This is a genomic window from Bradyrhizobium sp. MV1.5 (genome assembly GCF_055807615.1).
Window position 1 is genome coordinate 28547 of sequence record NZ_JBVVPL010000014.1, and the last position, 21696, is coordinate 50242.

Sequence of the window (21696 nt, forward strand, 5' to 3'; positions counted from 1 at the left end):
CTATAAAACACTCAATCAAACCACCGGACATCCGGACAGGTAATAGATACCTGTCCGGACATGTCCGGTAGGATGGTCCCGGACAAAAACTCAATGTCCGGACATGTCCGCCGATGTCCGGCTGTCCAGCCAGAACCATTGGCCGGATGAGCCGGCCTTATTGCCTTCGGTAAGCTCAGCGACGGCTCGTCGAAAGCGCTTGCCAAGGGTGTCTTCGGCGGCTTTCGGCTCTTTAGCCAAAGCATCGGCAAAAAAGCGATTGCGCCAAGCGTCCCGGGTTACGGCTAGAACGCCCTCTGGGAAGCCGGGCGAGCCCGCTGGCGGGCTTTCGCCGTCAGCGTCGATAGCGACCCTAAGCGACTCCAGAGCCTTCGCCGCGTTTCCCTTGAGGTTTGACCCATCAGTTTTGCAGGGTATGGCATTAGCCTGCACGACGACAGGTGCGGTGGTCACGTTGCCCTCGTTATCAGTCCCTAGTTCAACCGATTCGAGCCGGAAGGATGTCACCGCCCCTTCCTCCCCGTCGTTCTGGCCCGTGCAAGCCAAGGTGAAGACTTTTGACGGCCCCGAGCCATTCACCGTGACGCCGAACGACGCGTCAATTGCGCCGTCAAGATCGATGGCACCTTTGCCCCTGTCGCCTTCCCAGCCGGAATGGTGGATAGCGGCCACATGCGCCAGTGTGGCCCGCGTCAGTTCATCAACAGAGGCAACGTATCGCTGCATATCCTTGGACTGGTTTTGGTCGCCGGGTCCAAAGGTGCGAGTGACGGTATCGAGAACGATCAAGACGCACTTGTGACCGCTCTTTTCCTCCAGACTCTTGATGGTCGCTGCCAGCAACTTGGCATCGATCGCGCCGGACGTAAGATCAAGCTTCCCACCGACAACCACGAAGGGGATGCCGGACACCTCGTGTGTCTTACGCCATGCTGCCACCCGTCGCTCGGTGAGCTTCTTGCGCTCTGCAGCGAAGAACACGACTAGCCCCTGCTTGACTTTGCGACCATGCCATTCACGGCCAGCGGCGATATGGCATCCGATGTCACCGACTAGCACGCTTTTCCCAGTCCCGGGTTTGGCAACAAACAAGCTGAACTCGCCGGCACCTAAGACACCTTTCAGAATTTCTTCCTTCTCTGTCGATTGGTCTACGTCATCGAACCACGTTACTTGAAATCTCTCTTTTAGATCAGCCTTAACTGCGTCAGGTAGCTGCAGTGTCTTTCGCCTATTGTCATTCGTCACCTTGGCGTAGGCATCAAGTTCAGCCTTCGCGACTTCGACCGCGGTGCTGAATTGTGGATGTATGTCTGCAAGGGTCACCACGAGCGCCCCCTTTCTAAGTTCGTGGCGGCACGCGCGGCGTGCCATCGAACCTCGCGTTCATAATACGACTGGATAGCGTGCGGCGTGTCGTCGATTTCAAACCGGGCCAGTTCGTCTTCGCTCGCCCCAAATCCCCAGTCCCAAGCTTCTAGCGCGGTTGCGATATCGTTACATTCGATCGTCCGAGCTTTGGCCAGTTCTTTGAGAGCCTTACGGCTGATCGCCGCGACATGGCAAACGCTGCGGCAGCCGTCCCCTAGCCAATCCATGGGGTGTGCGTGGAGCCGCACCACAGGGTGGTCTAGGTTCTCTCGCCCCAGCCACGAAGCGCGGCATGTCACCAACGCGAATGATTGATCTTCGGCTATCACCAAAAGATCAATGAACGCGCCATCCTCAAAGATAGGAACGGCCAGCTCATACGGGTGCTTGGGTCCAACATGCTCCGGCGAGTAGATTACGAACTTGTAGCGGCCAGCTTCGGGTGTCCACACTATGCCATATTGAATCAGCGCAACGTGCTGCGGCGCTTCAATGCCATGATCAGCAAGCCACGCGATGGCCGAGTCTCTGTCGCCTGCTTTTTCGAGAAATTCCCGCTGTACTTCATCTGCCGATGGCAGCGTATCTTCAAAAGTCGATTCCATTTTACGCGGCAATGCTCGTCGACACGGACAGATTTTGTACCAGCGCCTCAATAAAGTAGTCCAGATCGCCACTGCGATTGTGAAAGCCCACCTGACGAGCTGCCTGATTGAGACCGTCTCTCCAATTCTCTGACGCCCAATTGAAATGAGGCTGCAGCGCGGCCCACTGATAATCGGTGAGGCTGGCAACGTCAGCGGCGAGTTGGTCGAGCCGCGAGGATGCACGAGCATTACGGGGATCATCTGGCCAGCGAACCGTCAGCGACTTCCGCCACGCTGATGTACGTTCCAAGGTCTTGGCAATTGACTCGATGCAATCATTCTTTTCGTTCAACATCATCATCTTTAGCTTCTGTTTTTGCGATGGAGGCCCGCCGCTAATTGCGACGGGCGATTTGGAATCAACTCTGCACGTCGGCTGCGAGCAGGCCGAAGTAAGTGCCAAAGTCGGGCGCGGCCCTCTGTCCGGCAATGATGTCGGCATTCAAGTGCATGACCGCGAGTTGAAGTTTAGGTGCAAACGGCTCGTAGAGCGGTGCGATGCGAAGCCAGTGCCCTTCCGACACATTGTCATCTGCCGTGCGTACGATCTGATTGAGCCGGCCGGCTATGTCGGTGTTTCTTGGGTCGACGGTAAGTAGCTTCGTGGAAGCGGCAGTAAGGGTTGATTTGAGATAGGTGATAAAATCGATTTTCTGACTCACTATAGTCTCTCTGTTGTGCGCACGAAAAAACCGGCGTGCGCTGCCGGGTCGGCAATAAACGTATTTGCGGGGTCCGATGCTGACGCTGGTTGCGGACTATGAGCACAGACCGTAGTATGTGCACAGAAAGTCAGGAGCGAAACTTGCCGTACGATCCAGAAAAGAAGCAGTTCTCAATGGCTACTCCAGAGAACATGCAGGAGGCTGCATTGCTCATTACAGCGATGGGCCAATCGGTTATGACACTTCTCGACAAGTTGGCAGAAGCTCATGGAAACAGACCAGGAGCGTGGTTGGACGAAATTGAGCAGAGCCTCATCCGAGACGCGAAAAGCATTGTCAGCGAAGACATTCACGTGGCTGTTGAGGCACGCGGTATGAGACTGGGGATCGAGGCCGTCAGCGCAATGGTGCAGAGGCTCCGTAGGAGGCTGACTACTAGCTAACCCGATCTCCAACCAATCAATAACCAATACTACGGCGCAACCAAACGCGAACAAACACCGTCAGTCGTCGCTGGATTCATCTACGTTTCCAGTATCCTCCGGGGGCCCCTTCCCGCTCATAACGGTCTGGTTGCAGGTTCGAGTCCTGCCGGGCCCACCATTAGGCGATTTCGCGTTTGATCAGTCACGCTTTTTTCCTCGATTTGTCTCATTAGCGTTGCCGGCCTTGAGAACTGAGACACTTTTGCGGGCCCGATACTGATCAAGCCGCGCGAAAGCGTTCTCGGCCATCACTCTCTGTTGGGCTGCGCGAATATAGATCTCGGCAGTCTCCAGCTTGCTCCAGCCGAACACCGCGCACATTTCGGGCGCGCTCGCGCCGCCTTCGGCGAAGGCGACGGCCGACGCTTTGCGGAGGCCATGCGCGGAACAATGGCGCAAGCCCGCCTGGTCGCACCAGTCTCGCATCTTGTTGCCGAAGCCATCGATCGTGAAGGCCCTACCGAGATCGTTCACCAGGTACGTTGTGTCGCCCAACGCGGTCGCCTGCAGCGTCTGGCGCAACAGAGGCTTGATCGGGACCGCGATCGTCTTGCCGTCTTGATCTTCCCCCGGCCCTTGTGAGCCACAAAGGAGAGCCATTGGCCGCCTTCGATTTCATGCTGGCGGCCAACGCGACACACGTCTGAGCGCCTCGCGCCGATCGCCATCATGAGCTCGAGCGCGAGACGGGCCTTCGATCCCAAGCAATGATGCTGTCGATACTTCTCAACTTCTGCCGGCGTCCATGTATGCCAGCCTTCGCCTTCATTGATCTTGCCGACACCATCGGCCGGATTGAGTGAGGCCAGCTCTTTGCCAATCGCCCACTTAAATAGCGACCGCAGATATTTCACTAGCTTGTCTGCAGCGCCCGGCGTCGCAGCTCGCTTGTCGCGGCTGCGCTCAACGTCCTTCTTGCGGTAGGCGGAATAAGGAAGTTCGCCAGCGGTCTCGCAGAAGCGATTGAGCACGCTCCGCTTGTCGGCTTGCGTTAGCCGATCGAATTTTAAAAACTCGCCCGACCTAAAATATTGGTCGACGAGCCAATAGAAGGTTTTCTCGCGCGGGGTTTTCGGCGGCGCCGCCGCTTGCCCCTCGATCTTTTGGAGCGCTGCGAAGTAGGCTTTCATAAACTCAGGCGTGATCGTGCCATCGGCCGCTTCGAATGTCTCACGAATCCGAACCTTCGGCCGCCCCGGCCTTCGCACGTAGTAGCGATCATTCCCGTTTGGGTCGGGATCAAAGACGCAGTATTTCAGCCGGGTCTTGATCATACCGTAACGCCATCGAAAGGATTTTTGGAGCCACGATCGGCATCGCGGAGATCGCACCATGCTTGCCGAATTTCTTCGGTGTCCCAGAGTACGACACCACGAATTTTTACGCCCTTTCGGCATGAAGCCTTCTTCGATCCACCGGTCAAATAACGTCGCAGAAATCGAAAGAGCCGCCGCGGCCTCATCGCGACGAAGTGCAAATCTTGGTTGGGAAACCATCCGAGGCGAGACATCCGCCATCACTCGATCTCAGCCGGCTGTCGATCGAAGTCCGACTGTGCGGGGGCAACAGCACCACATGATGCCACGGTAATGACCATCTTGCCATCAGTCGTGATTTCGATCTGTCCGCCGCCGCCTTCATGTACGGCTCGAACAGCCATCGCCAAATCCCTTCTCCGAAACGTGGAGGGACCGCGAGTTCTCTGAGATGGAGAAGGGACTTCAGCTTGGAGTGCGCGGGCAGGCCTCAACGCCGCCACTTCCGGCGACGATGCAGTCGACATCGATTTCATTCGGAAACTCCAACATCTCGATTTTCCCTGTCGATTTGCTGGCCGTCGTATCGGTCAAGAACGGAGCTTGCCCAGAGCGTCCGCCGAATCCCCTGACCGAAGACAAAAATGGTCTGATTTGGTCAAAGAAGCAATGGTCTCTTCTGGAGTTTCCCCCGTCCCCTTTCCAGAAGGCGCACCGGCGATTTTCCCGAAACCCTCGCAAGCTCCCGCAGAAACGGGGCTGGAACGTCCAGCCCCGTAGATTATGGGCTTTCTCAGCCGGCCGGCCGGCGCTTCGACCTCGCTGGGAACGACCTGAGGAATGCCTCGTCCTCCGCAATGGCTTTCTCGACGCACTCTGGTGTTGTCGCGCCGACCCAGTCGTACGGGCCCAACGCCGCAGCCCTGCGGCGCTTCCAGTCCAGATCTCCTGCCGTCGGTGCCGGCGTCAAGAGGTGTTCAAGCACGGCGCCGCGCTAGAGTTCGACCAGGTTGAAGCGCTCGACCTGATCTAAGACTGTAGCGCCGCGAGCTAACGCGAGTCCGTGTCCTTGCGCGCCGCTGGCTGCATCGTTCATCTCCAACGTAGCGCGCAAGAACCGAACCTTGGCGCCGGCGCGCCTCCATGCGTCTTTGCGAAGCTCGCGGAGGTTCTCGTTCAGCCCAGTATCGGCCGAGACGCCGCCGTCCAACGCGGCTAGCTGCTGGGCTTCGCTGATGCGCGCCATGATCTCCCGGCCCCTACGCTCCCGATCGGGCGACGAAAGCCGCACAATCGACGCATCTGACGTCGGCCTGGTCGACGCTGCCGGCGCCGCGCACACCGCGGCGGCCTTCGGGAAGGCGATGACATTGTCAAGCTGCTGCATGCTCGCCTCCCCTCGATGTCCTGAAGGTGGATGCTGAGCGCGGGCGCCGGCAGGCCAGCGATCGCGCAGATCGAGCACTCGATGGCACGATCGAAGATCGCGGGGTTCTCATCGTTGTCGCCGATGAAATCGAGCACGCCGCCGGATTCCCGGACGAAGGCCATCAGCGCAGCCAGGCCGACCAGCGTCGAAGGTGGTGTCGAGATCAGCTCGAGCAGGCGTGGCCAAAAAACATCGTCATGAAAGCGGTCCTGGGCGTCCCAGCGTTCAACGTTGGTGAGCACCCCGTCGACGAGAGCCGCTTCAGCGTGGGCCGTTACCTGGTCGAAAGCCAATTCGGCCTGGCGGTATGTCTCGATCGCGGCAAACACCGGATCGGGCTCGCGGGGGCGGCCCACAGGCGCGCCCGCAGCGGCCGGGCTCGGCAGTGAAGCGACGGCGACGAGGCCGCACAAGACGCCTCGCCTGGCAATCTGGGCCGGCTTTGGCGGTGTGGCAGCCGCTCCACGGGCATTGACGATGACGGGAGCGAGGAAACTGTGCCGCGCGGGTACAGTTTCCCGAGGCGGGAACATGGGGCGTTCAATGGTCATGGAGATGGGCTCTCAAGGTTTGGCTTCTAAGGGCCGATTGCCGTGTCGGACGGCAAAGCCGGGGTCTTAGAATGAGCCTTGAGGACTCACGGCGCAGCCTTTGGGGTTTCCCCTTGGACATCAGCCGTGGGCTTGGCGGCCTACGGCATTGCTACGCCACCCCGGCCGTGATACGTCACAGCCAGGTCAGCGCGCCCGCCAAGGCGCCGCCATTGCGCTCCGAGCCCGCCAAGGCTCATCGCGCAGCACAATCCGCCGCCAAGCGGTTCTGTGCTTCTCAAGGTCCGGGTTCTAAGGCCCACGGACATGATTCACTGATTTGCGATCGATTGCCAAGCCCCTCGGGGCGGCTTTCGCACGCCCGCAGCGCCTGTGAATAGTCGGGATAACTAGCTGATCCATCGGCAGCGCAACGCCAGCGTGTCATCCTCGCGCCGAATCGCGAATCGCAGGAAAAGACATGGCACGTCGGAAAACTCCAGTGGCACCTGAGGACCGTTACCTCAGCCCAGCTGAAACCCGCAAAGGCATCGAACGTCTTAATAAGCGCATCCAAGAGCTGAAGGAGCTCGATCCTCAGTCGATCACCACCTATCGATCGCCTCAAATCGTCAGTCTTCAGACAAGCATTGAGGACACTCTCGCGTCGATTTTCGGGCAAGAAACGCCGAAATTTGGTCGATACCGGGCCGCCGTAAACCTTGAGCCACTCCAGACGATTACTGTGAGCTCGGATTGGATCGGCGCTCGCGGCGGGTACCATGGGTCGAGGCAAAGTGATGATGTTGGTGAGTTGCAACAAGGGATAGCTGAGCGCAAAGACCGCGCGATTGCCCTTCTCGACCAGGCAGTGCGAAGCCTCTCCGAAGAACGCCCCCCGGAAGAAGCCGGCGAACCTGTCGTGGGTGAACTCCCAGCTCCGAGCCCGCAGAAGAATGCAATCTTCGTCGTGCACGGTCATGATGGGTCTGCGCTCCACGCTGTCGCTCGCTTCTTAGAACAATTGCAGCTGCAGGCGATCGTCCTCAGCGAACAGCCTGACGGCGGAAGAACGATCATCGAAAAGTTTGAGCACTATGCCGGTGAGGTCGGATTCGCGGTGGTTCTGCTCACGCCTGACGATGTTGCGGGGACAGCCAACTCGCCCGCATCGGCAATGCGCGCACGGCAGAACGTAATATTCGAACTCGGCTATTTCGCCGGCAAGCTTGGTCGCGGCCGAACCTGTCTGCTGAGGAAGGGCGACGTCGAGATTCCTTCAGATCTGTATGGCGTCATCTACAAAGAGCTCGATCCAGGTGAAGGATGGAAGCTGCAGCTCGTGAAGGAGCTGAAGGCGGCAGAGCTCGATTTCGATTCGAACAGAATGTGGCAGTGATGCAGGGGCAGTGGCTGGGTAGCTATAAGGGCAACAACGAAGGCACCGTTACAATCGAATTGGACGATATCGGGGACCATTTCGAAGGCATGGCTTACTGCTTTCCGAATGACCCTCAGTTTCCGGCGGTTGGTGCTGCCATCAGAACGGTCGACCGATCGTCAAACTTTTCGCTTCAGCTGAAGGTTGACGTGGTCGATCGGCAGCGGGGCATCCTACTGCCATGGAACGCTGTTAAGGAGCACCATCCCGGCGTCGTCGTTGATCCGACTCTTGACGCCGCGTTCTCGTTTGACTTGGCGGCCGGCCATCTGCAAATCAACTACTCAAGTAAGTCCGGCGGCCCCGGAAAAGCGCTGCTCAGCATTTCGAACGGAGACAGACCGCCGACGAGAACACCGAAGGCGACGATCAGTAGTTGGGCAAGCTTCAAAGACTACGCACTCAGTCTCGATCCTCAGCGTTATGTGTTTCGTGGCCAGGAAAGCAACGCGTGGCGGCTACGAACGTTTTTTCATCGCGCCGGGCGTGCGGATCTTTTCAAATTCGTAACTCGCGACATCGGCCTGCTGCATGCGCAACTGTCGAGTCTCACGCAGCACCAGTTCAACCTGGACAACAATCTGGAGAATGCCGCGTTCTACAGCCTGGTGCAACACCATGGATACCCGACCCCGCTGTTGGACTGGACATGGTCTCCCTTTATCGCGGCTTACTTTGCGTTCCGCAAAAAGCGGGCCGTCGGCGAATTCGCCCGCATCTTCGTTTTCGATCAGCGCGAGTGGCAAAGAAACATTCCACGTTCTCAACTTGTAAGCTGTTGCCTCCCTCACTTTTCTTTCCTGAACCCGCTGGCGATCAACAACCTCCGAATGGTGCCTCAGCAAGCCCTTTCGATCGTCGCCAATGTCCACGACATCGAGGATTTTATCGAATACCACGAAGGTTCTTCCAAAACCCCGTACCTCGAAGTGATTGACCTGCCGGTGGCTGAGCGCCCGCAGATCATGCAAGAGCTCAGTTTGATGGGCATTACTGCCGGATCGATGTTTCCCGGTCTGGACGGTGCTTGCGAGCAACTCAGAGAGAGAAACTTCAATCTTTAGATTTGGGCTACAGAGCACACGTCACAAAAAGAGACGGATTGGATGAGCCACGTCCTCACACCACGCGAGCGCAGAGCCCTCGAAAAGCTCAGCGAGGATCAGCGCGACTTTCTCATCAAGGGGCAGTTGGTCGGTGTTGGAGCTCTCACCTTGCAAACGCTGGTCGATCTCGGCTTGGCCGAGACTGGTCCTTCAAAGCGGTACTATGACGAACGCGGTTGGCGCATCACCGATGATGGATGGCGTTGCATGTACGGAAAGACGCTGAAGGGGATGATGGCGGGAGGCGCGCCGCACATGCCTCTAAAACTCTGGAGTTGGCCGCCAAGTTGAGACCATCGTTCAGCAGGCCGAACACCGTTACGAGGACGATTACTGAGTGAGGGGAGTTGAAACAGTTGAACCGGTGGCAAAAATTCGCGCTTGATCATTACGCTGGCATACTGTCCGCGATCGCCATTATTGTTTCGGGAGGCAGTCTCTACGTCGCGAAGCTCTCATATGATTTTGGCGTCACCAAAGAGCTACGGGAGGTTCAGGAGAAGCAACCGCTTTTCGACCTGCAGATCACCCCTCGCGGTGCTTCCGCGGCGGCCTTCGCGCTCTCGATACTTAACCGATCTGAAACAAACATCTTTCCACGCAGCATGCGCGTCGAACCTTCCATTGACGCCGGCGAACTTTATCTCTCCACGCGCCAGCAGAGTATCGATAAGCTGTCGTCTACGCTCGACCTCCAATCGATGGGCTCCATCGCCCCGAAAGGTACGGCGAAACTCACTGGTGTCTTGGCCGGAGTAACCGACGGCAAGTCGGATAGTTTGACGCCAGGGGTCGAATTACACTTCACGTTCGCTCTTCGGTACGGCGATCAAAAAGATACAATTGAGCAAATCCATGTGGTCAGGAATATTCTGTCGCCGGTGGCTGATCGTCCTCGTCCTACGCCGGAGATGTTCCTCGCTGTGGTTCAGGAGACAAAGCGCAAAGCCCAACAGGAAGAGCGTTTATATTTTTTTGGCCAGGTCGCAGTGGCAGTTCTCGCAATCTCTCTCGCGCTGCTGTTCATTCTTCGACACCTGCGCAGCAGACGCGACGCAGGTGGGACCGTAGATCGGCCTAATCAGGAGAACACAAGTGCCTGAAATCCCCGACATGATGGGAGCAATGCGCGACATGGACGATCGCTTGCGAAAGCGGAACAACCCCGCTGGCTACATGCTTGAGCGATTGCGTACCCAGCTGACGCTCTTTCAAAAGAAAATATCCGATGAGGCCGAGGTCGGGTTGCTTGTAGTCGGCAACGCCGGCGCTTTTCATCTACGATCGATCACCGTCTCCAATCCGGACATTCTGATTTTCAACGGTGTCGACCAAGACGGGCGATCGATGCAACTGCTGCAGCACCACACCCAGATGTCGGTGATGTTTGTCGAAGTGCCCAAACTGGAAGAGAAGCCCTACCGGATCGGATTTACCTAGGCGGCGCGGCGTAAGACTTCAGGGCAACATGTCAACAATCCGGAGATCGTTTCGCCGATGACCGACGGCCCCTCAGAAACAGAGCTTACCGAGTTGCTAAGCGCGCAACGCAAGTTTTACGCGACAGTCGGGCACTGCGTGCTGCGGTATCAGCACGTAGAAGATTATCTTGAGGACCTCTTCGCAGCAGTGCTTGGCGGACCAGGTGAACGATCCAGCGCCATTTTTGCTTCAGTGAGAGGAACGGATCGGCGATTGCAAATCATCGCAGCGGCTGCGACTGGCTTAAAGGGTGCGCCCTGGATAGCCCTCCCGGATATCCTCAGACGGATCAAGGACGCCTCTGATGTTCGTGGCCAGATCGCCCACGCGCGGCCGGTTCAGATCTCTCCGCCCGTCCAGATCAGGGTGAAAACCGACGGCGGTAGGATCGTCAAAGTCGTCGAAGTGGAATCATCGGCGAAGAGCAGATTCGAACTCCACAAGACAACAGCTAAACGGGTGGTCACTTTCACGATTCAGGATCTCCTCCACGAATACGATAAGATAGACCGTGTGTTTGGCGACATGATCAGTTTTGTAAAAGCCGTCGCCGAGATCGCTAAATGAACTTCGACTAAAGAGTAACTCCCGTCACATGGGACGATCGAGGCGCGATTTCGCCTTGGCCTCCGAGCATAAGCGGCTCGATGCGACTGCCCGCATGCGCCTCACCCTCCCTGAGGGAGTGGACGGCTCGCAACTTCGTGACGCCTAGTCAAATACGACCTCTGCTATGGCCGGACGCCTACTTCCATAGAACCAGCAGGAGGAATGATGACGAAGACGGCCCAAGAGCAGCACGATCAGGTTGAGCGCGAAATTGCCGACCATCTTGAAGCCGAGCGGATTGATGAGCAGCGGAGGCAGCGGGAGATGCCGAACTGGACCCGCGAGGACCACGAAAACTGGCAGATCGCACGAAAAAGCACTGCTGAATATCTCCGCGAATTGATCAATAGGCGCGACACCCTTCGCAACGAAATTGAACCGCCGCCGTCCTGAGGGGAGTGGACAGTTCTCATAAACTCCGATCAGCTTCAGGCCAGCCATGATCATTACACAGCCCAGTGCCTTCAAGATCATCGCAGGTTTGTAACCGATGTGATCGACCGGTCCGCCGCGCCAGGCGCGAAGACCCTCAGGCACGCGGCCGAATACAATTGGCGATCATTCAAATTTTACTGGTTTCAGGAAGCTGAGATAACAATTTTTGTGGCAAGCAGTATTGAACCCATGGGTGCATCCCCGCATCAGATCGCGATCTCAAAATGCCGACGATAAAACGATACTACCGACAACGAGGAAACGATGCGACGTTGATCTCCGACTTCGCATCGGATGTCCTCAAGAAGGCAGCTAACACGCCGGTCCATCGACGAACCGCGGAAGAACAAAAGGCCTTCACCGAGGCCTGTACAAAAGTTCGATCCTCCGACCTTAGCTTTGGCCAGCGCATTGCCGCGTTCTGGCAATGGCTCGCTCTGGCGTAAGAAGCTCTTCAACGATCGAGCTGAGGGACTTTTCCGAAATGCGGCACTGCCCCTGAGAGAGCCAATTCGGAGCACTGAAGAAGCGGACCTTCCAAACCGCTCCGTTGCGGGGCTGAAGAACTCAGCTCACCGACGACGCCCACTGGCCGGACCGCCGCCAGAGGCGTCGCGGTTACGCTGGCAGGCTTCATTGCCGTAGCACGAGCAGTTGCGCTTTCCATCACACGCATGGCCACCAGCCGTTATCGTGCTTTCGCAGGTCGAGCATGTGGGTGGCTCCAGCGATCTCAGGGAAAAGCAATTCGGCGTGCGATGACGCCTCGGCTTAGAAGCCAGAGATCTTCTCGCTCAGACCGCTGAAGTTCGTCGTGTTGCCGGCATAGCCCGCTGCAAAGACTTTCGTTCCAGCCGAATTGTCGGTTGCGAACCCGATGCCGCATGCCTCAGACCTGCAGCTGCCCCAAACGATGCCATTGTTGGCGCCGCCGCCAGCCGAGCAGTTGAAGCCCACATTGGTGCAGTTCGACGCGATACACTGGCTACAGGTGATGTTGGCATTGCTGGTGCTCGCTCCATCCGGCTCGAAATCCCATCCGGTGCTGATGTTGGAATGCGCCGCGCCGAAGGTGATGTTTTGAGCCACGCACCCGGTGAAGCTGCCATAGGAGGCGCCGACGACCGCAAACCGTTGCGCCCGACCAGTTCTGCGACACAGTTGTAAAAGGCAAAGAATGAACTGGACCGCCCGGTCACGTTATCACCGCCGACATAGAAACCGTCCGCCGTTGCGTTTCTGACAATGCAGTTGCGGAACTCGAAGAACTGGCAGCCAAGGCACAGGAAGCCTGCCTCGCTGTAGACCGCGGCCGAGATCGCCCCGGAACTAATGCGCCGTGTTCGATTGCCATCGTAGACCAGGTCGCGCACGGCAAAATAAGTCGGGCCGTTATGGGTGAACGTCGGACCAGCGTGTAGCCGGAAATTGCGAGATTGTGCGACCCGGACGATATCGCCATGCCGGAGGCGTAGACCACGCCGTCGCCCTTCGCTCCATAATCCTCCGGCCTAACCGCAAGCGCCGCAAGGAAGGTCTTGACAGCCTTTTGCGACGGAATCCGGGTGTCGCTGTTCGCGGCAAGGGTGCCGTCCGTATCCATGCTGAGGCCGTCAGACAGGTCAGCCAGCGCGGGCTGTGCCGTCTGCAGGGCGCCGGTGACGTCGAGACCGGTCACGAATTGATGAGCAATCGGCGCCTTCGCGAACACGCCGCCCAGCGCCGTCAGCCACGGCGTCAGCACGCCGGTCTGGATCTTGAAGCGCCAGCCATCCGCCGAAACGATGCAGCTCACGCCGTCATCCGCCGTCGTGGTGTCGGACGTATCGAGATAATACGAGGCCCCGGTGGTCTTCAGCTTGAAGACGATCTGGCCTAAGAGAGCGGTATTGCGGACCTCCGACACGCTCGCCATGACGGTCGGAACGCGCGCCTTGGCCCACGCGACGAAATCGGTCTTCGAGACGTTGGCCGTGCTGGCGAGCCCGCCAATAAGATCGATCGGGTTTGCGCTCATCAGGAGCCGTCCTCCGTGATCGCGGCGATGATTGCGGTGGTCTTCTTGTCTGGAGTGGTCATTGTGCCTCTGTGCTTTCTCGCATTCGGGGATCAGGTCGGGTCGTCGCCGCCGCGATCCATCGCCGACGAGAATTGATCGGCGCTGGAGGTGTCCGCATCACTTTGAAGTTCGGTGACGACAGTGCTCAGGACAGTTCCCCTCCGCTGGGTGGTGCGAGCCCTAACCATTAGTGAGCACGCAACGCGACGAGGCGTCGAGCGCCGCAGCCGCGTCGTCGAGGGCTCGTTTCGATCGAGCGTGCGCCTCCTGTGCCTTCGCCAGCATCTTGGCGTTGGCCTGGTGTGTTTCGCGAGCGGTCAAGAGCGCCGACTGGAGCGCGCCCAGGTCGATAAGCGGTCTCGTCATTTCCTTCTCCTCGAGTTGAGGCGGACAGGCCCGCCCGTGGTAGTCGCGGGCAGGCCTGCCGCTGACGTGGCCGGTACTTCCGCGACCACGAATTTCAATCGCTCGATCTCGTCCAGCACGCGCTGATCGCGCATCAGGCGCGAGGCGGCCATGCGAGATCCGCGGTAGCCCGCCTGCATGGCCGCCTGAGCCGAGGCCGTGCCTTCGCTTATCGCCTTGGCAAAAGCCGCCGGCCGCGGGCGGAGGCGATCGGTGTAAACGCTGCTAGTCGCTATGACGCCACCATCTGAAGTGGGCACCTTGCGCTTGCCGCGTTGCCGGAATCGGCAGGAAACAGATTGATCGAACAAAAGTCGCCGAACAAGACCCGAGGTGTCGCTCAAATCGCTAATCTTCTGAGCGCTTATGTCGCCAGCATGAACACACGGGGCTTGCCGGCTCTAGTTAGCAGCGATGCGCGCCGCTCTAGAGCGGCTGGTGTTCTCTTCGCTACGCATCGGGCGTCTCTCTCAACGCGCCGCTACAAAATGGAAGAAATTATCTGCAGGATGCAATCCGTAGCGTGCGATACCAACCAACACTGCGACGGCGATTAGGTACGCTAGGATGATGAAGCGACGATACCAACGGAAGTTGCTTTCAGCTTTGCGATAGTGCTTGCCTGCAAGTTCATCGTATTCCTTATCGAGCAGCAACGGACCATACAGGCGGGACCGGAAGCTTTTTTCGTTCTCAATGATTCCATTCACTGCACTGGATGCAGCGACGCACGAGAAGACGCAACTTGCTAGCAGATACGCTGCGGCCATCCAAAGAAGCCAATCGCCGACCGCGGTATTTGCAAGGCGAACTGCAATGACCCCAAAGGCAACCGCAGCATCCCGCCAAAGACCAGACGACAAGGATGAGGTGTTCGTGGCCAAAGAGCGAACATCATCGGCTAATCCCTTCCGCAAATCGGACATTAACTTGAATGCGTCAACGCCCTTTGATTGGACATGAAGACGATAGGCGGTTCTGGCCGCGGCAAAAGCTCCCTCTAAGCTTTCTTTCAAACCGTCTTGCCAAGTAGCATCAACCTGCCAAAGCCGAACTAGTTCGGCTGACAACAGGCTGTGGCGAGTTTCTGAATCGCGACCTTCCAAGTATATCCAACTGCAAACTTCTTCCAACGTGGTAAGAAGCTCAGCATCGTTCCAGTTCGAGAGCAGGCCGACGCGAGCGAGCACCTTGCGACCGCTGCGCAGGTGCGCGATTGTGTTACCTTCAGCATCGATGGACACGGCATCGGGCAAACAGAGGGACAGTCGATGGCTCGCCGCCACCGAAAACCGCTCACGCAGCCACGTGCTCGCGTCGTCCACGATCCAAGTACCAACAGCGGTTGGCACTAGCCCCTTTCCGGACATGTCGTTGACCAAACGCCTAGGAGATGTTGGATTGTCGCCCTTAGGTAAAACAATTGCGGATGAATCCAACCAAGGTCCGACCGTTAGCCCCGCACTCTTACATTGGAAATCAAGCTCGGCGACAACTACTGTATTTACAGCCTCAAATCTATTTGGTTCCGCCACGATCGCACGTTCGAAACCATCGACAGAAAAAAACTTCAACATCTCAGGATTCGGAATCTTCACAATCCGGATCGAAAATGACCGACCCGAAAAGTCATCAATCTCCTCGTCAAGCCACTCGTAATCATCAGACGGATCGCTGTCTGTAACACTGACGGTCACCCCCATGACTTCCGAGTGCGCCCGCGCGTCCTTCAAAGCATGCCAAAAGGGCTGACCGCTTACGAAGATATTCTGCTGATATATATCGCAGGTTTCATTCGGAGGACCTTCCGCGTGTTCGCGCAGCCCCTCCATCAGGACTTTCGTTCGAGAGTTCGTCATCAATAATGCCCTGCGTCCTGATCGTTATCGTGGCGCTTCCGTCGGAACCTCTGTCGACTTTCACAACGGCTGTGCCTGCGTCATCAAGTTGCTTTGGGTAGATGACCCAAATATTTTCGCGAGTTCTAAGACGCCTTACCTGCGGTGATCTAATCCGGCTCTTGTCGATCTCAATCGTCTCACCGGATATGCGGTTTTTATGGAGCTCTCGCTCCACGTCCTTTCGGAAGTTTTGATCCTGCCAAAACGGACCGAAAATCTGGCCGCCAAAAACATTCAGATCCTCACCCGGCTCGATGGAATCCCGAGAGCGGGTCACGTCATGTAAATTCCGTCTCCAGTTCCGTTTTACTTCCTCAGGCATCGACTGCTTGAAAAGAGCAGCGCTGGCCGAAAGAGACTTGATTAGGCGTTCAGTGGCGTCAGCAGGTGTCCAGAGCCTCTTCACACCCAAAAATGTTTTGAAGTACTCGGTGACGTTCCGCTTATTCGCCCTGTCATAGACCGCTAAATTCCCTCCCGTGCCATCAAGCACTATCAGTGCTGACTTCTGCATAGCTTTACGGTCTTCAATAAACGTGTTGTCGACCTCTGTGACTTTGGCACGTACCCGGCCGCCCGTCGTTGTCTGCTGATATCGGAGCACCTTCTGATCATCGAACTTGATCAGAGCAAAGGCAGGCGAAGACAGCCCACCAAGTTGGGCCACTATGAACGCCCCTTTGGACGAGAGTGGCGCACCCTTGTGACCATTTTGGAACATCTCGGTTAGGTCCTTGGAGCGCTGGACGAACTTGCCGCCGTCCTGGGACACGCTGCGTAGCGAGGGACGTACTCCAGCGTCTTCTCCGATGAATCTGAACCGGTTGCCGATGTTGGTCTCCCTAATGCGCTCAAGAAAAAAGCTCTCGAAACCTCCAGCGTCTATTTCATCCATCAATTGGAAATCTTCGTCGGCCGGGCCGACGATATGAAAAATCATCCTTTGGATTGAAATGCCATTGAGAACACTCTCGTCTAAAAGACCCATCCGTCCCCCCACCACGCCGATGCAGACGAAGTAGCAGAAACTTGGTGATTCAACCAAGAGGCAAAACGGAACATAACATGAACATCATGGAACGTCAAGCGGGCCCAGTCCGACTTCACCCCCTCTCAATCATCTTTATCGCCGGCTCCGCACACCCATTCACCGATGCGACCACGTTCCGAAGACTCTCAACCGCCGCACCAATCTGGCGAGACTGCTGCGTGTTCGCGATCAGAAGGGCCGGCAACTACCTATCCCGCCCTCGTCGATTGCAGCATTCATTAAGTATTTCCAGCTATGCGAGGTACCATGTTGCGCTCATTTGGGCAGTTGCTCGTGCGAGGCGCGATCAGCGTCGTAGGTTCCGCATTAACGACTCTCTGCATTGCCGGAGTGCTATGGTTAGCGACGACGCACTTTCAGATTCAAAGGCCCGCAGTCGCAGAAACCATTGCCCTTAAAAATGGTTGCCTACCCAGCCGCTGCGGCGCGAAGGTGAGCGTTGGGCAGTGAAGGTGAGCGTTGGGCAGTAGCGGGAATAACGATGCTACCGTCCTATCCTCATTGGTTGATGTTGGCAGGAGCCATCTTTGTGCTGGCAGGAATGGTTGGCTGGGCGGTTCAAAGAAACCGACAAGCGCCCGACGCTGACAACGCCACTGTCGGACCGGACGAAACGTCGAAAAGTGGCGAGAAATGAAACGACCCAGTGCGTAACGCGGCTGGGGTCGTCCCGAGGTAAGCGCCAGACTTGGGCTGGGGGCTGAGGGTCAGGCGCCTACAACATCAAATCAGACACGCAGATTTTCCGCGCTGCTCTTGCCACGCTTCGGGTCGACCTTAACCTCATAAGAGACTGTCTGCCCTTCGCGCAGGTCAGAGAGGCCAGCGCGCTCGACAGCGCTTATGTGCACAAAAACATCTTGGCCGCCGTCATCCGGCTGAATGAAGCCGAATCCCTTGGTCGCATTGAACCATTTTACAACACCCGTCGCCACGTCCGTCTCCCATTGAAGCAATACAGATAGGGTAGTCAGGTTAGACCACCCCGGCAAGACCGATCTGCGTTATTGGCGCGCAATCTACGCATCATCGGCGTCACCCGACGCGCTCCATCTCAGGCAGCGCCATTTTGTGAACTCGTCATCTGCTAGGGCTGATCGAAATCTGCCGCCCGTTCTTCAATCGCCATTAGAGTGCACGCCTTTGCTTTGCTGTCTTCACCGTGCTGACGATCGTTCCCGGCAATGACGCCTTAAGGTCCGCGATCTGCTGTTGCACGCGAGCCAAGCCCGCGGCATCTGCGCCCGTTGCGTCAATGTTGACTGCCACGGGTGCAGAGATAGAGCCGCCATCCGGCATCACGCCGTTTGGAAGAATCTTCGCGCCCTTCTCAATGTATTTCAGTTCAGGACCGTTCTCGCCAACGATCGACCAACCACCGGGATGGTCGTCAGTGCCGCCAGCAAACGCACCTACAAGCGGTGCCCGCCAACAGACGTTGGCCCCACGGCTCCGGAGATTGATCCGTTGGCATTAACGCCGCCACCGCCGCCGAACAACCCCATAAGGCCCCCGCCACCGCCGCCGCCCATGGCCTTTGACCAAAGATTGTCGACGGCCATTGAGGTAAGCTTGTCTGCTATTTTATTCAGCGCGTTAGTTCCCGCCGCGGCAAACGAATCCCAGAAACTCTTTCCTTGCGCCATAGCGTGCTGAAAATCGAGTGCGAAACCTCGCGCCGCGTCCTGAGATGTAGAAGCGAATTCCTTCACGGAATTGTTCAATCGTATTTGTGCGGCCTCAGTGCTGTTCAAGGCGGCAGTTACATCAGGGTAGGTTTTTTGAAGGGTCGCAGCTATTTGCGCATCTTGCGGTGATAGCATCGCCGTACGTCCGGCGAAACTGATCTGATTGGCAACCTTGGCCTTCTCTAAGGCCAATGCTGCGTCACCGGCCTGTCGGGCCAGCTCTTGGAATGCCGTCGCTCGCTGGCCAGTGACTTCAATACCTTCCTTCTCGGCTGCAGCCTCAAGCAATGCCATTGCTTTAAGGCGTTCGATATTGTCCGCGGTCGTCCCGACAGATTCTGCCGCTGCTAACGTGGTTTTTGAGTACTTCGTTATCGACTCGGTGGCCCTTTCGATGGCGTTGTTTGGAACATCCTTCGATGCGACCTTTGACGGAATGGCCGACTCGTAGTCAGAAGCTGAAAGACCCGGATACGGTTTCGATCTAGAGCCGGGGTCTGGCGGATTAGCCTTGTCAAACGCCGCATCCATCTCTGATGCTGTCGGATAGCGCGGTTCATTCACCATGCCAGAGGCAACGCCCTTTATGCGGTCGGATGCCTCTTCTTTGCTCATATAGCCAAAGCCGTTCCACAGCGCTTTGCCGAACGGTGTCCATGTATCGGTCGCGAAAATAGACGAGTCCTGAAAGTCCTTTTGCGCCTTGGTCAGCGCTTTTGTGTCGATAACGATTCCCTTCTGGGGGTCGACGCCGGCCGCCTTCAAAGCCTCGCTTGCCGCGGAGTGAGCAACCGTACCAGCCGCATCGGACGATCCCTTAGAGCGCTCTCGCACGTCCTTAATGAAGGATGCTGCCTTATCAATATACTTGTCGACTTCCGGCAGAAGCTCAGAAATAGCGGCCTTCATATAAGTCGACCATTCGACGCTTGACTTGCGCCAACGTTCGTCGAACTCTTTAGCCTTATCAATCGTTTCGTCGCTGATGATAGCGCCGGCACTTTCCGCGGCATCCCTGATGCCGTCGAAGCCGTGTGAGGCTTGCTCAAGGAGCGGAATCCATTCCTTGGTATAGCCAAGCATCTGAGCAATCGCGATTTGGTCTTGTGGCGTTTGCGCCCGCCGCACAAGATCGCCCGCGATCTGCAGCAACTGCGTTTCGCTGATCAGTTGCCCGTTCGCGTTCTTGATGCTGATACCGTTCGCATCAAATTCTTTGGACAGAGCATTTGCATTGCGTTGGGCATCGTTCAGCAACTGAGCTGATTTCGATAGTCCGGAGTTGACCTGTTCCAGACTCAGGCCATTTACCTGCCCTCCGAACGCCGCCGACTGAATCGCGAACTGACAACCCAGCTTGCGCAGCCGTGGTCGCCATGTCGGCAAGCTCTTTATTGGCATTCGCAACGTAGGCAAGAAAGCCCGCTGCTGTTCCAAGCACACCAAAACCGGCCAGTGCAGTAGAGAGTAAGTCGGTTGCAGACGAAACGCTTCCAACCGCGTCGCCAAGTGACTCAACAGAACGCGTTGTGCTGTCGATGCCTTCTCCGGTCGCAGTGATTGTTACCCTGCGAACGATATCGCCTTCCATCCGTTTCTATCTTTCTGATAATCAATGAGTTGAAGTAAGCCCGCTTAGCGGGTAGAAGCGCCGCTCCAACCAATGGAGCAGTAATGGCCAAGAAAGCTAAAAAGATCGTCCGCCGTGAGTACACAACGTCAGACGTCAAAGAGCTTCGCGCTCATTCCAAGGCGAAAACGCCCGTGGCACGAATTGCAAAGCTTACAAAGCGCTCCGAGGGGTCGCTGCGGCAAAAAGCGCTGAAGCTCGGCATTTCACTAGGACACATGCGCTAATTACGAAACTGCTCTTCCAGTTGCCCGCCGTGGTTGGTCCCCGCTTCATAGCGCCAGTATGCGAGCGCGGCTTTCTGCTTCGGGGTCATAACTCACGTCCTCTGCGCAACACTGACGGTCGTACCCAGTGTCGACCATGCGAAAATCGCATCGATTGACGCATCCAACTCGCGGTACCAAATGCTGCCGCCCTGTCCACCAACCGCGCTCGCTCCGTCCAGGCTGATGCCATCAGTCACACTTGTCGGGGCGGAACCAAACTTGATAGTCGCTGGATTGACGCCATTTACGACACGACAGAGATGCTTCCTGTCGTTATTCGCGCCCACCAATGGCGTCGGGGGTACCCGCGGAAATGGTGAAGGAAGTTGTTAAGTTGAGTTAGAAATACTTCTTGGAGGGGTCTTCGCCAGTCGAATCGTCGTGCGGCATAGACACCTTACTTGAATCGGTCGGCGTAGCTCCGAGCTGCCCGAGGCAAATCCGCAAAAGATTGTAGCCAGAAACTGGAAGTTCTTCCCCAGCGATAATGCGGCCCTGCATTTCTGCGGCGATCGAAACGAATGCGCGGTGACTCCGGTTGAGCCACGGAAGGTCCTTCGAGAACGTATTCCATGCTTCAATCTGACCCTTCCCCTTCATCCACTTCGGTGGCGAGCCGAGAGGTTGCGTGACCACCGGTTCGCGTCTCAGCTTGAACCGCTTAGGGTCATGAGCGGTTCGGCCAGTAGCCGCGGCCTTCATGAGCGGTGTTCGTGCTCGTGGCATCGATTGAATCCTGGTTTTTTTGAAAACTTTTAATTGCGGGAGTGCGCGTGAACCACCCGGTCGGTTTTTGGGTTGACCGTTCTGGGCCTTTTTGACCCGCCCCCTGCCCCATAGGGATTGCTTGCGGCGCGCGCCCTGTCGGGAGCCCGTTCAAAACCAGACAGGGAACGCAGCCGCGCAAGCCGAGCTACTTAAACAGGCTCGCTCTTGCTTGCCGTGTAAGCATCCGGCGAAGTCCGCGCGCGGGTCATTTTCGGCTCAGGCGGCTTGATCAACGTTCCGGATGGCAGAGCGCCAATCGGCGTTCTTCGATGAACTTCACCGAAGAAGGTGCTCGATCTGCTCCCGAGTGCTTGTTATGGGCGATGACGGGTACAATATCACGGCGCAGAACGAATGAGTTGCGAGCCTGAGAAGTGGCGCAATGGATCGCCGAGAATCCCGTCCATGTTCGAACGAGCAAAGGCACCGATGGCCGGCTTGTCGATCTTAGCGCGGAAGCTGTCCGGGG

28 protein-coding genes are annotated in these 21696 nt (G+C 57.1%); 11 read left to right on the forward strand and 17 right to left on the reverse strand.

Annotation, left to right across the window (positions count from 1 at the left end):
- Positions 1-90 precede the first annotated feature (90 nt).
- From AC0L2J_RS15545 to AC0L2J_RS15560, 4 genes are read right to left on the reverse strand one after another with little or no spacing between them, the layout of a single operon-like run.
- Complete coding sequence (locus tag AC0L2J_RS15545; protein ID WP_473391577.1) at positions 91-1329, reverse strand: AAA family ATPase; 1239 nt, start codon at positions 1327-1329, stop codon at positions 91-93.
- Positions 1323-1976 carry a hypothetical protein gene (locus tag AC0L2J_RS15550; RefSeq protein ID WP_473391580.1) on the reverse strand — a complete coding sequence of 218 codons (654 nt, stop codon included), beginning with the start codon at positions 1974-1976 and terminating at the stop codon, positions 1323-1325. Before AC0L2J_RS15550 ends, AC0L2J_RS15545 begins: the two co-directional genes overlap by 7 nt.
- A gap of 1 nt (position 1977) precedes the next feature.
- A complete protein-coding gene (locus AC0L2J_RS15555) occupies positions 1978-2319 on the reverse strand; it encodes a hypothetical protein (protein ID WP_473391582.1) in 342 nt (113 codons plus the stop codon).
- 58 nt (positions 2320-2377) lie between these two features.
- Positions 2378-2680: a hypothetical protein gene (locus AC0L2J_RS15560; protein ID WP_473391584.1), complete on the reverse strand. Its 303-nt coding sequence runs from the start codon at positions 2678-2680 to the stop codon at positions 2378-2380.
- Between the two features lie 143 nt (positions 2681-2823).
- Between AC0L2J_RS15560 and AC0L2J_RS15565 the strand changes: the two genes are divergently transcribed.
- Positions 2824-3126 (forward strand): hypothetical protein, encoded by a 303-nt coding sequence (locus AC0L2J_RS15565; protein WP_473391587.1) that lies wholly within the window; start codon positions 2824-2826, stop codon positions 3124-3126.
- A gap of 180 nt (positions 3127-3306) precedes the next feature.
- On the opposite strand, the gene AC0L2J_RS15570 is transcribed toward AC0L2J_RS15565, so the two are convergent.
- From AC0L2J_RS15570 to AC0L2J_RS15590, 5 genes are all read right to left on the reverse strand, one after another.
- Complete coding sequence (locus AC0L2J_RS15570) at positions 3307-3663, reverse strand: tyrosine-type recombinase/integrase (protein ID WP_473391590.1); 357 nt, start codon at positions 3661-3663, stop codon at positions 3307-3309.
- Positions 3639-4442: a site-specific integrase gene (locus tag AC0L2J_RS15575; RefSeq protein ID WP_473391593.1), complete on the reverse strand. Its 804-nt coding sequence runs from the start codon at positions 4440-4442 to the stop codon at positions 3639-3641. Before AC0L2J_RS15575 ends, AC0L2J_RS15570 begins: the two co-directional genes overlap by 25 nt.
- Before the next feature lie 242 nt (positions 4443-4684).
- A complete protein-coding gene (locus AC0L2J_RS15580) occupies positions 4685-4828 on the reverse strand; it encodes a hypothetical protein (protein ID WP_473391596.1) in 144 nt (47 codons plus the stop codon).
- A 61-nt stretch (positions 4829-4889) separates the two neighbouring features.
- Complete coding sequence (locus tag AC0L2J_RS15585) at positions 4890-5018, reverse strand: hypothetical protein (protein WP_473391600.1); 129 nt, start codon at positions 5016-5018, stop codon at positions 4890-4892.
- Between the two features lie 400 nt (positions 5019-5418).
- Positions 5419-5811: a hypothetical protein gene (locus AC0L2J_RS15590; RefSeq protein WP_473391603.1), complete on the reverse strand. Its 393-nt coding sequence runs from the start codon at positions 5809-5811 to the stop codon at positions 5419-5421.
- Positions 5812-5837: 26 nt separating this feature from the next.
- On the opposite strand from AC0L2J_RS15590, the gene AC0L2J_RS15595 reads away from it, so the two are divergent.
- The 9 genes from AC0L2J_RS15595 to AC0L2J_RS15635 all read left to right on the forward strand — a co-directional run bounded on the left by AC0L2J_RS15595 (position 5838) and on the right by AC0L2J_RS15635 (position 11902).
- The gene (locus AC0L2J_RS15595) at positions 5838-6242 is read left to right on the forward strand and encodes a hypothetical protein (protein WP_473391607.1); all 405 of its coding nucleotides are present in this window, start codon (positions 5838-5840) and stop codon (positions 6240-6242) included.
- Between the two features lie 622 nt (positions 6243-6864).
- The gene (locus tag AC0L2J_RS15600; protein WP_473391610.1) at positions 6865-7782 is read left to right on the forward strand and encodes a TIR domain-containing protein; all 918 of its coding nucleotides are present in this window, start codon (positions 6865-6867) and stop codon (positions 7780-7782) included.
- Complete coding sequence (locus AC0L2J_RS15605; RefSeq protein ID WP_473391867.1) at positions 7782-8888, forward strand: FRG domain-containing protein; 1107 nt, start codon at positions 7782-7784, stop codon at positions 8886-8888. The genes AC0L2J_RS15600 and AC0L2J_RS15605 overlap by 1 nt, the downstream gene beginning before the upstream one ends.
- Positions 8889-8930: 42 nt before the next feature.
- Entirely contained in the window at positions 8931-9221 is a 291-nt protein-coding gene (locus tag AC0L2J_RS15610; protein WP_473391613.1) for a hypothetical protein, read from the forward strand.
- Positions 9222-9277: 56 nt separating this feature from the next.
- The gene (locus AC0L2J_RS15615; RefSeq protein ID WP_473391615.1) at positions 9278-10033 is read left to right on the forward strand and encodes a hypothetical protein; all 756 of its coding nucleotides are present in this window, start codon (positions 9278-9280) and stop codon (positions 10031-10033) included.
- Positions 10026-10370 (forward strand): hypothetical protein, encoded by a 345-nt coding sequence (locus AC0L2J_RS15620; RefSeq protein WP_473391617.1) that lies wholly within the window; start codon positions 10026-10028, stop codon positions 10368-10370. Before AC0L2J_RS15615 ends, AC0L2J_RS15620 begins: the two co-directional genes overlap by 8 nt.
- 57 nt (positions 10371-10427) lie before the next feature.
- Positions 10428-10979 (forward strand): hypothetical protein, encoded by a 552-nt coding sequence (locus AC0L2J_RS15625; protein ID WP_473391620.1) that lies wholly within the window; start codon positions 10428-10430, stop codon positions 10977-10979.
- Between the two features lie 207 nt (positions 10980-11186).
- Positions 11187-11414, forward strand: a complete 228-nt coding sequence (locus tag AC0L2J_RS15630) for a hypothetical protein (protein WP_473391624.1) — start codon at positions 11187-11189, stop codon at positions 11412-11414.
- A gap of 266 nt (positions 11415-11680) precedes the next feature.
- On the forward strand, positions 11681-11902 hold the full coding sequence (locus AC0L2J_RS15635; protein WP_473391627.1) for a hypothetical protein: 222 nt from the start codon (positions 11681-11683) through the stop codon (positions 11900-11902).
- Positions 11903-12227: 325 nt separating this feature from the next.
- Here the strand turns inward: AC0L2J_RS15635 and AC0L2J_RS15640 are convergent, their stop codons facing one another.
- The 8 genes from AC0L2J_RS15640 to AC0L2J_RS15675 form a co-directional block, all read right to left on the reverse strand.
- Entirely contained in the window at positions 12228-12545 is a 318-nt protein-coding gene (locus AC0L2J_RS15640) for a hypothetical protein (protein ID WP_473391630.1), read from the reverse strand.
- A 106-nt stretch (positions 12546-12651) separates the two neighbouring features.
- A complete protein-coding gene (locus AC0L2J_RS15645; protein ID WP_473391632.1) occupies positions 12652-13473 on the reverse strand; it encodes a hypothetical protein in 822 nt (273 codons plus the stop codon).
- A gap of 222 nt (positions 13474-13695) precedes the next feature.
- Positions 13696-13881: a hypothetical protein gene (locus tag AC0L2J_RS15650; RefSeq protein WP_473391635.1), complete on the reverse strand. Its 186-nt coding sequence runs from the start codon at positions 13879-13881 to the stop codon at positions 13696-13698.
- Positions 13878-14264, reverse strand: a complete 387-nt coding sequence (locus tag AC0L2J_RS15655) for a terminase small subunit (protein ID WP_473391638.1) — start codon at positions 14262-14264, stop codon at positions 13878-13880. The genes AC0L2J_RS15650 and AC0L2J_RS15655 overlap by 4 nt, the downstream gene beginning before the upstream one ends.
- 126 nt (positions 14265-14390) lie before the next feature.
- The gene (locus AC0L2J_RS15660) at positions 14391-15752 is read right to left on the reverse strand and encodes a hypothetical protein (RefSeq protein ID WP_473391641.1); all 1362 of its coding nucleotides are present in this window, start codon (positions 15750-15752) and stop codon (positions 14391-14393) included.
- Positions 15712-16809 carry a nucleoid-associated protein gene (locus tag AC0L2J_RS15665; protein ID WP_473391643.1) on the reverse strand — a complete coding sequence of 366 codons (1098 nt, stop codon included), beginning with the start codon at positions 16807-16809 and terminating at the stop codon, positions 15712-15714. Before AC0L2J_RS15665 ends, AC0L2J_RS15660 begins: the two co-directional genes overlap by 41 nt.
- A 791-nt stretch (positions 16810-17600) precedes the next feature.
- Positions 17601-17807, reverse strand: coding sequence for a cold-shock protein (locus tag AC0L2J_RS15670; protein WP_007591169.1), 207 nt, complete (start codon positions 17805-17807; stop codon positions 17601-17603).
- A gap of 477 nt (positions 17808-18284) precedes the next feature.
- Complete coding sequence (locus AC0L2J_RS15675; RefSeq protein WP_473391646.1) at positions 18285-20057, reverse strand: hypothetical protein; 1773 nt, start codon at positions 20055-20057, stop codon at positions 18285-18287.
- A 177-nt stretch (positions 20058-20234) separates the two neighbouring features.
- On the opposite strand from AC0L2J_RS15675, the gene AC0L2J_RS15680 reads away from it, so the two are divergent.
- Positions 20235-20417, forward strand: coding sequence for a hypothetical protein (locus tag AC0L2J_RS15680; RefSeq protein ID WP_473391648.1), 183 nt, complete (start codon positions 20235-20237; stop codon positions 20415-20417).
- Positions 20418-21696: the final 1279 nt, after the last annotated feature.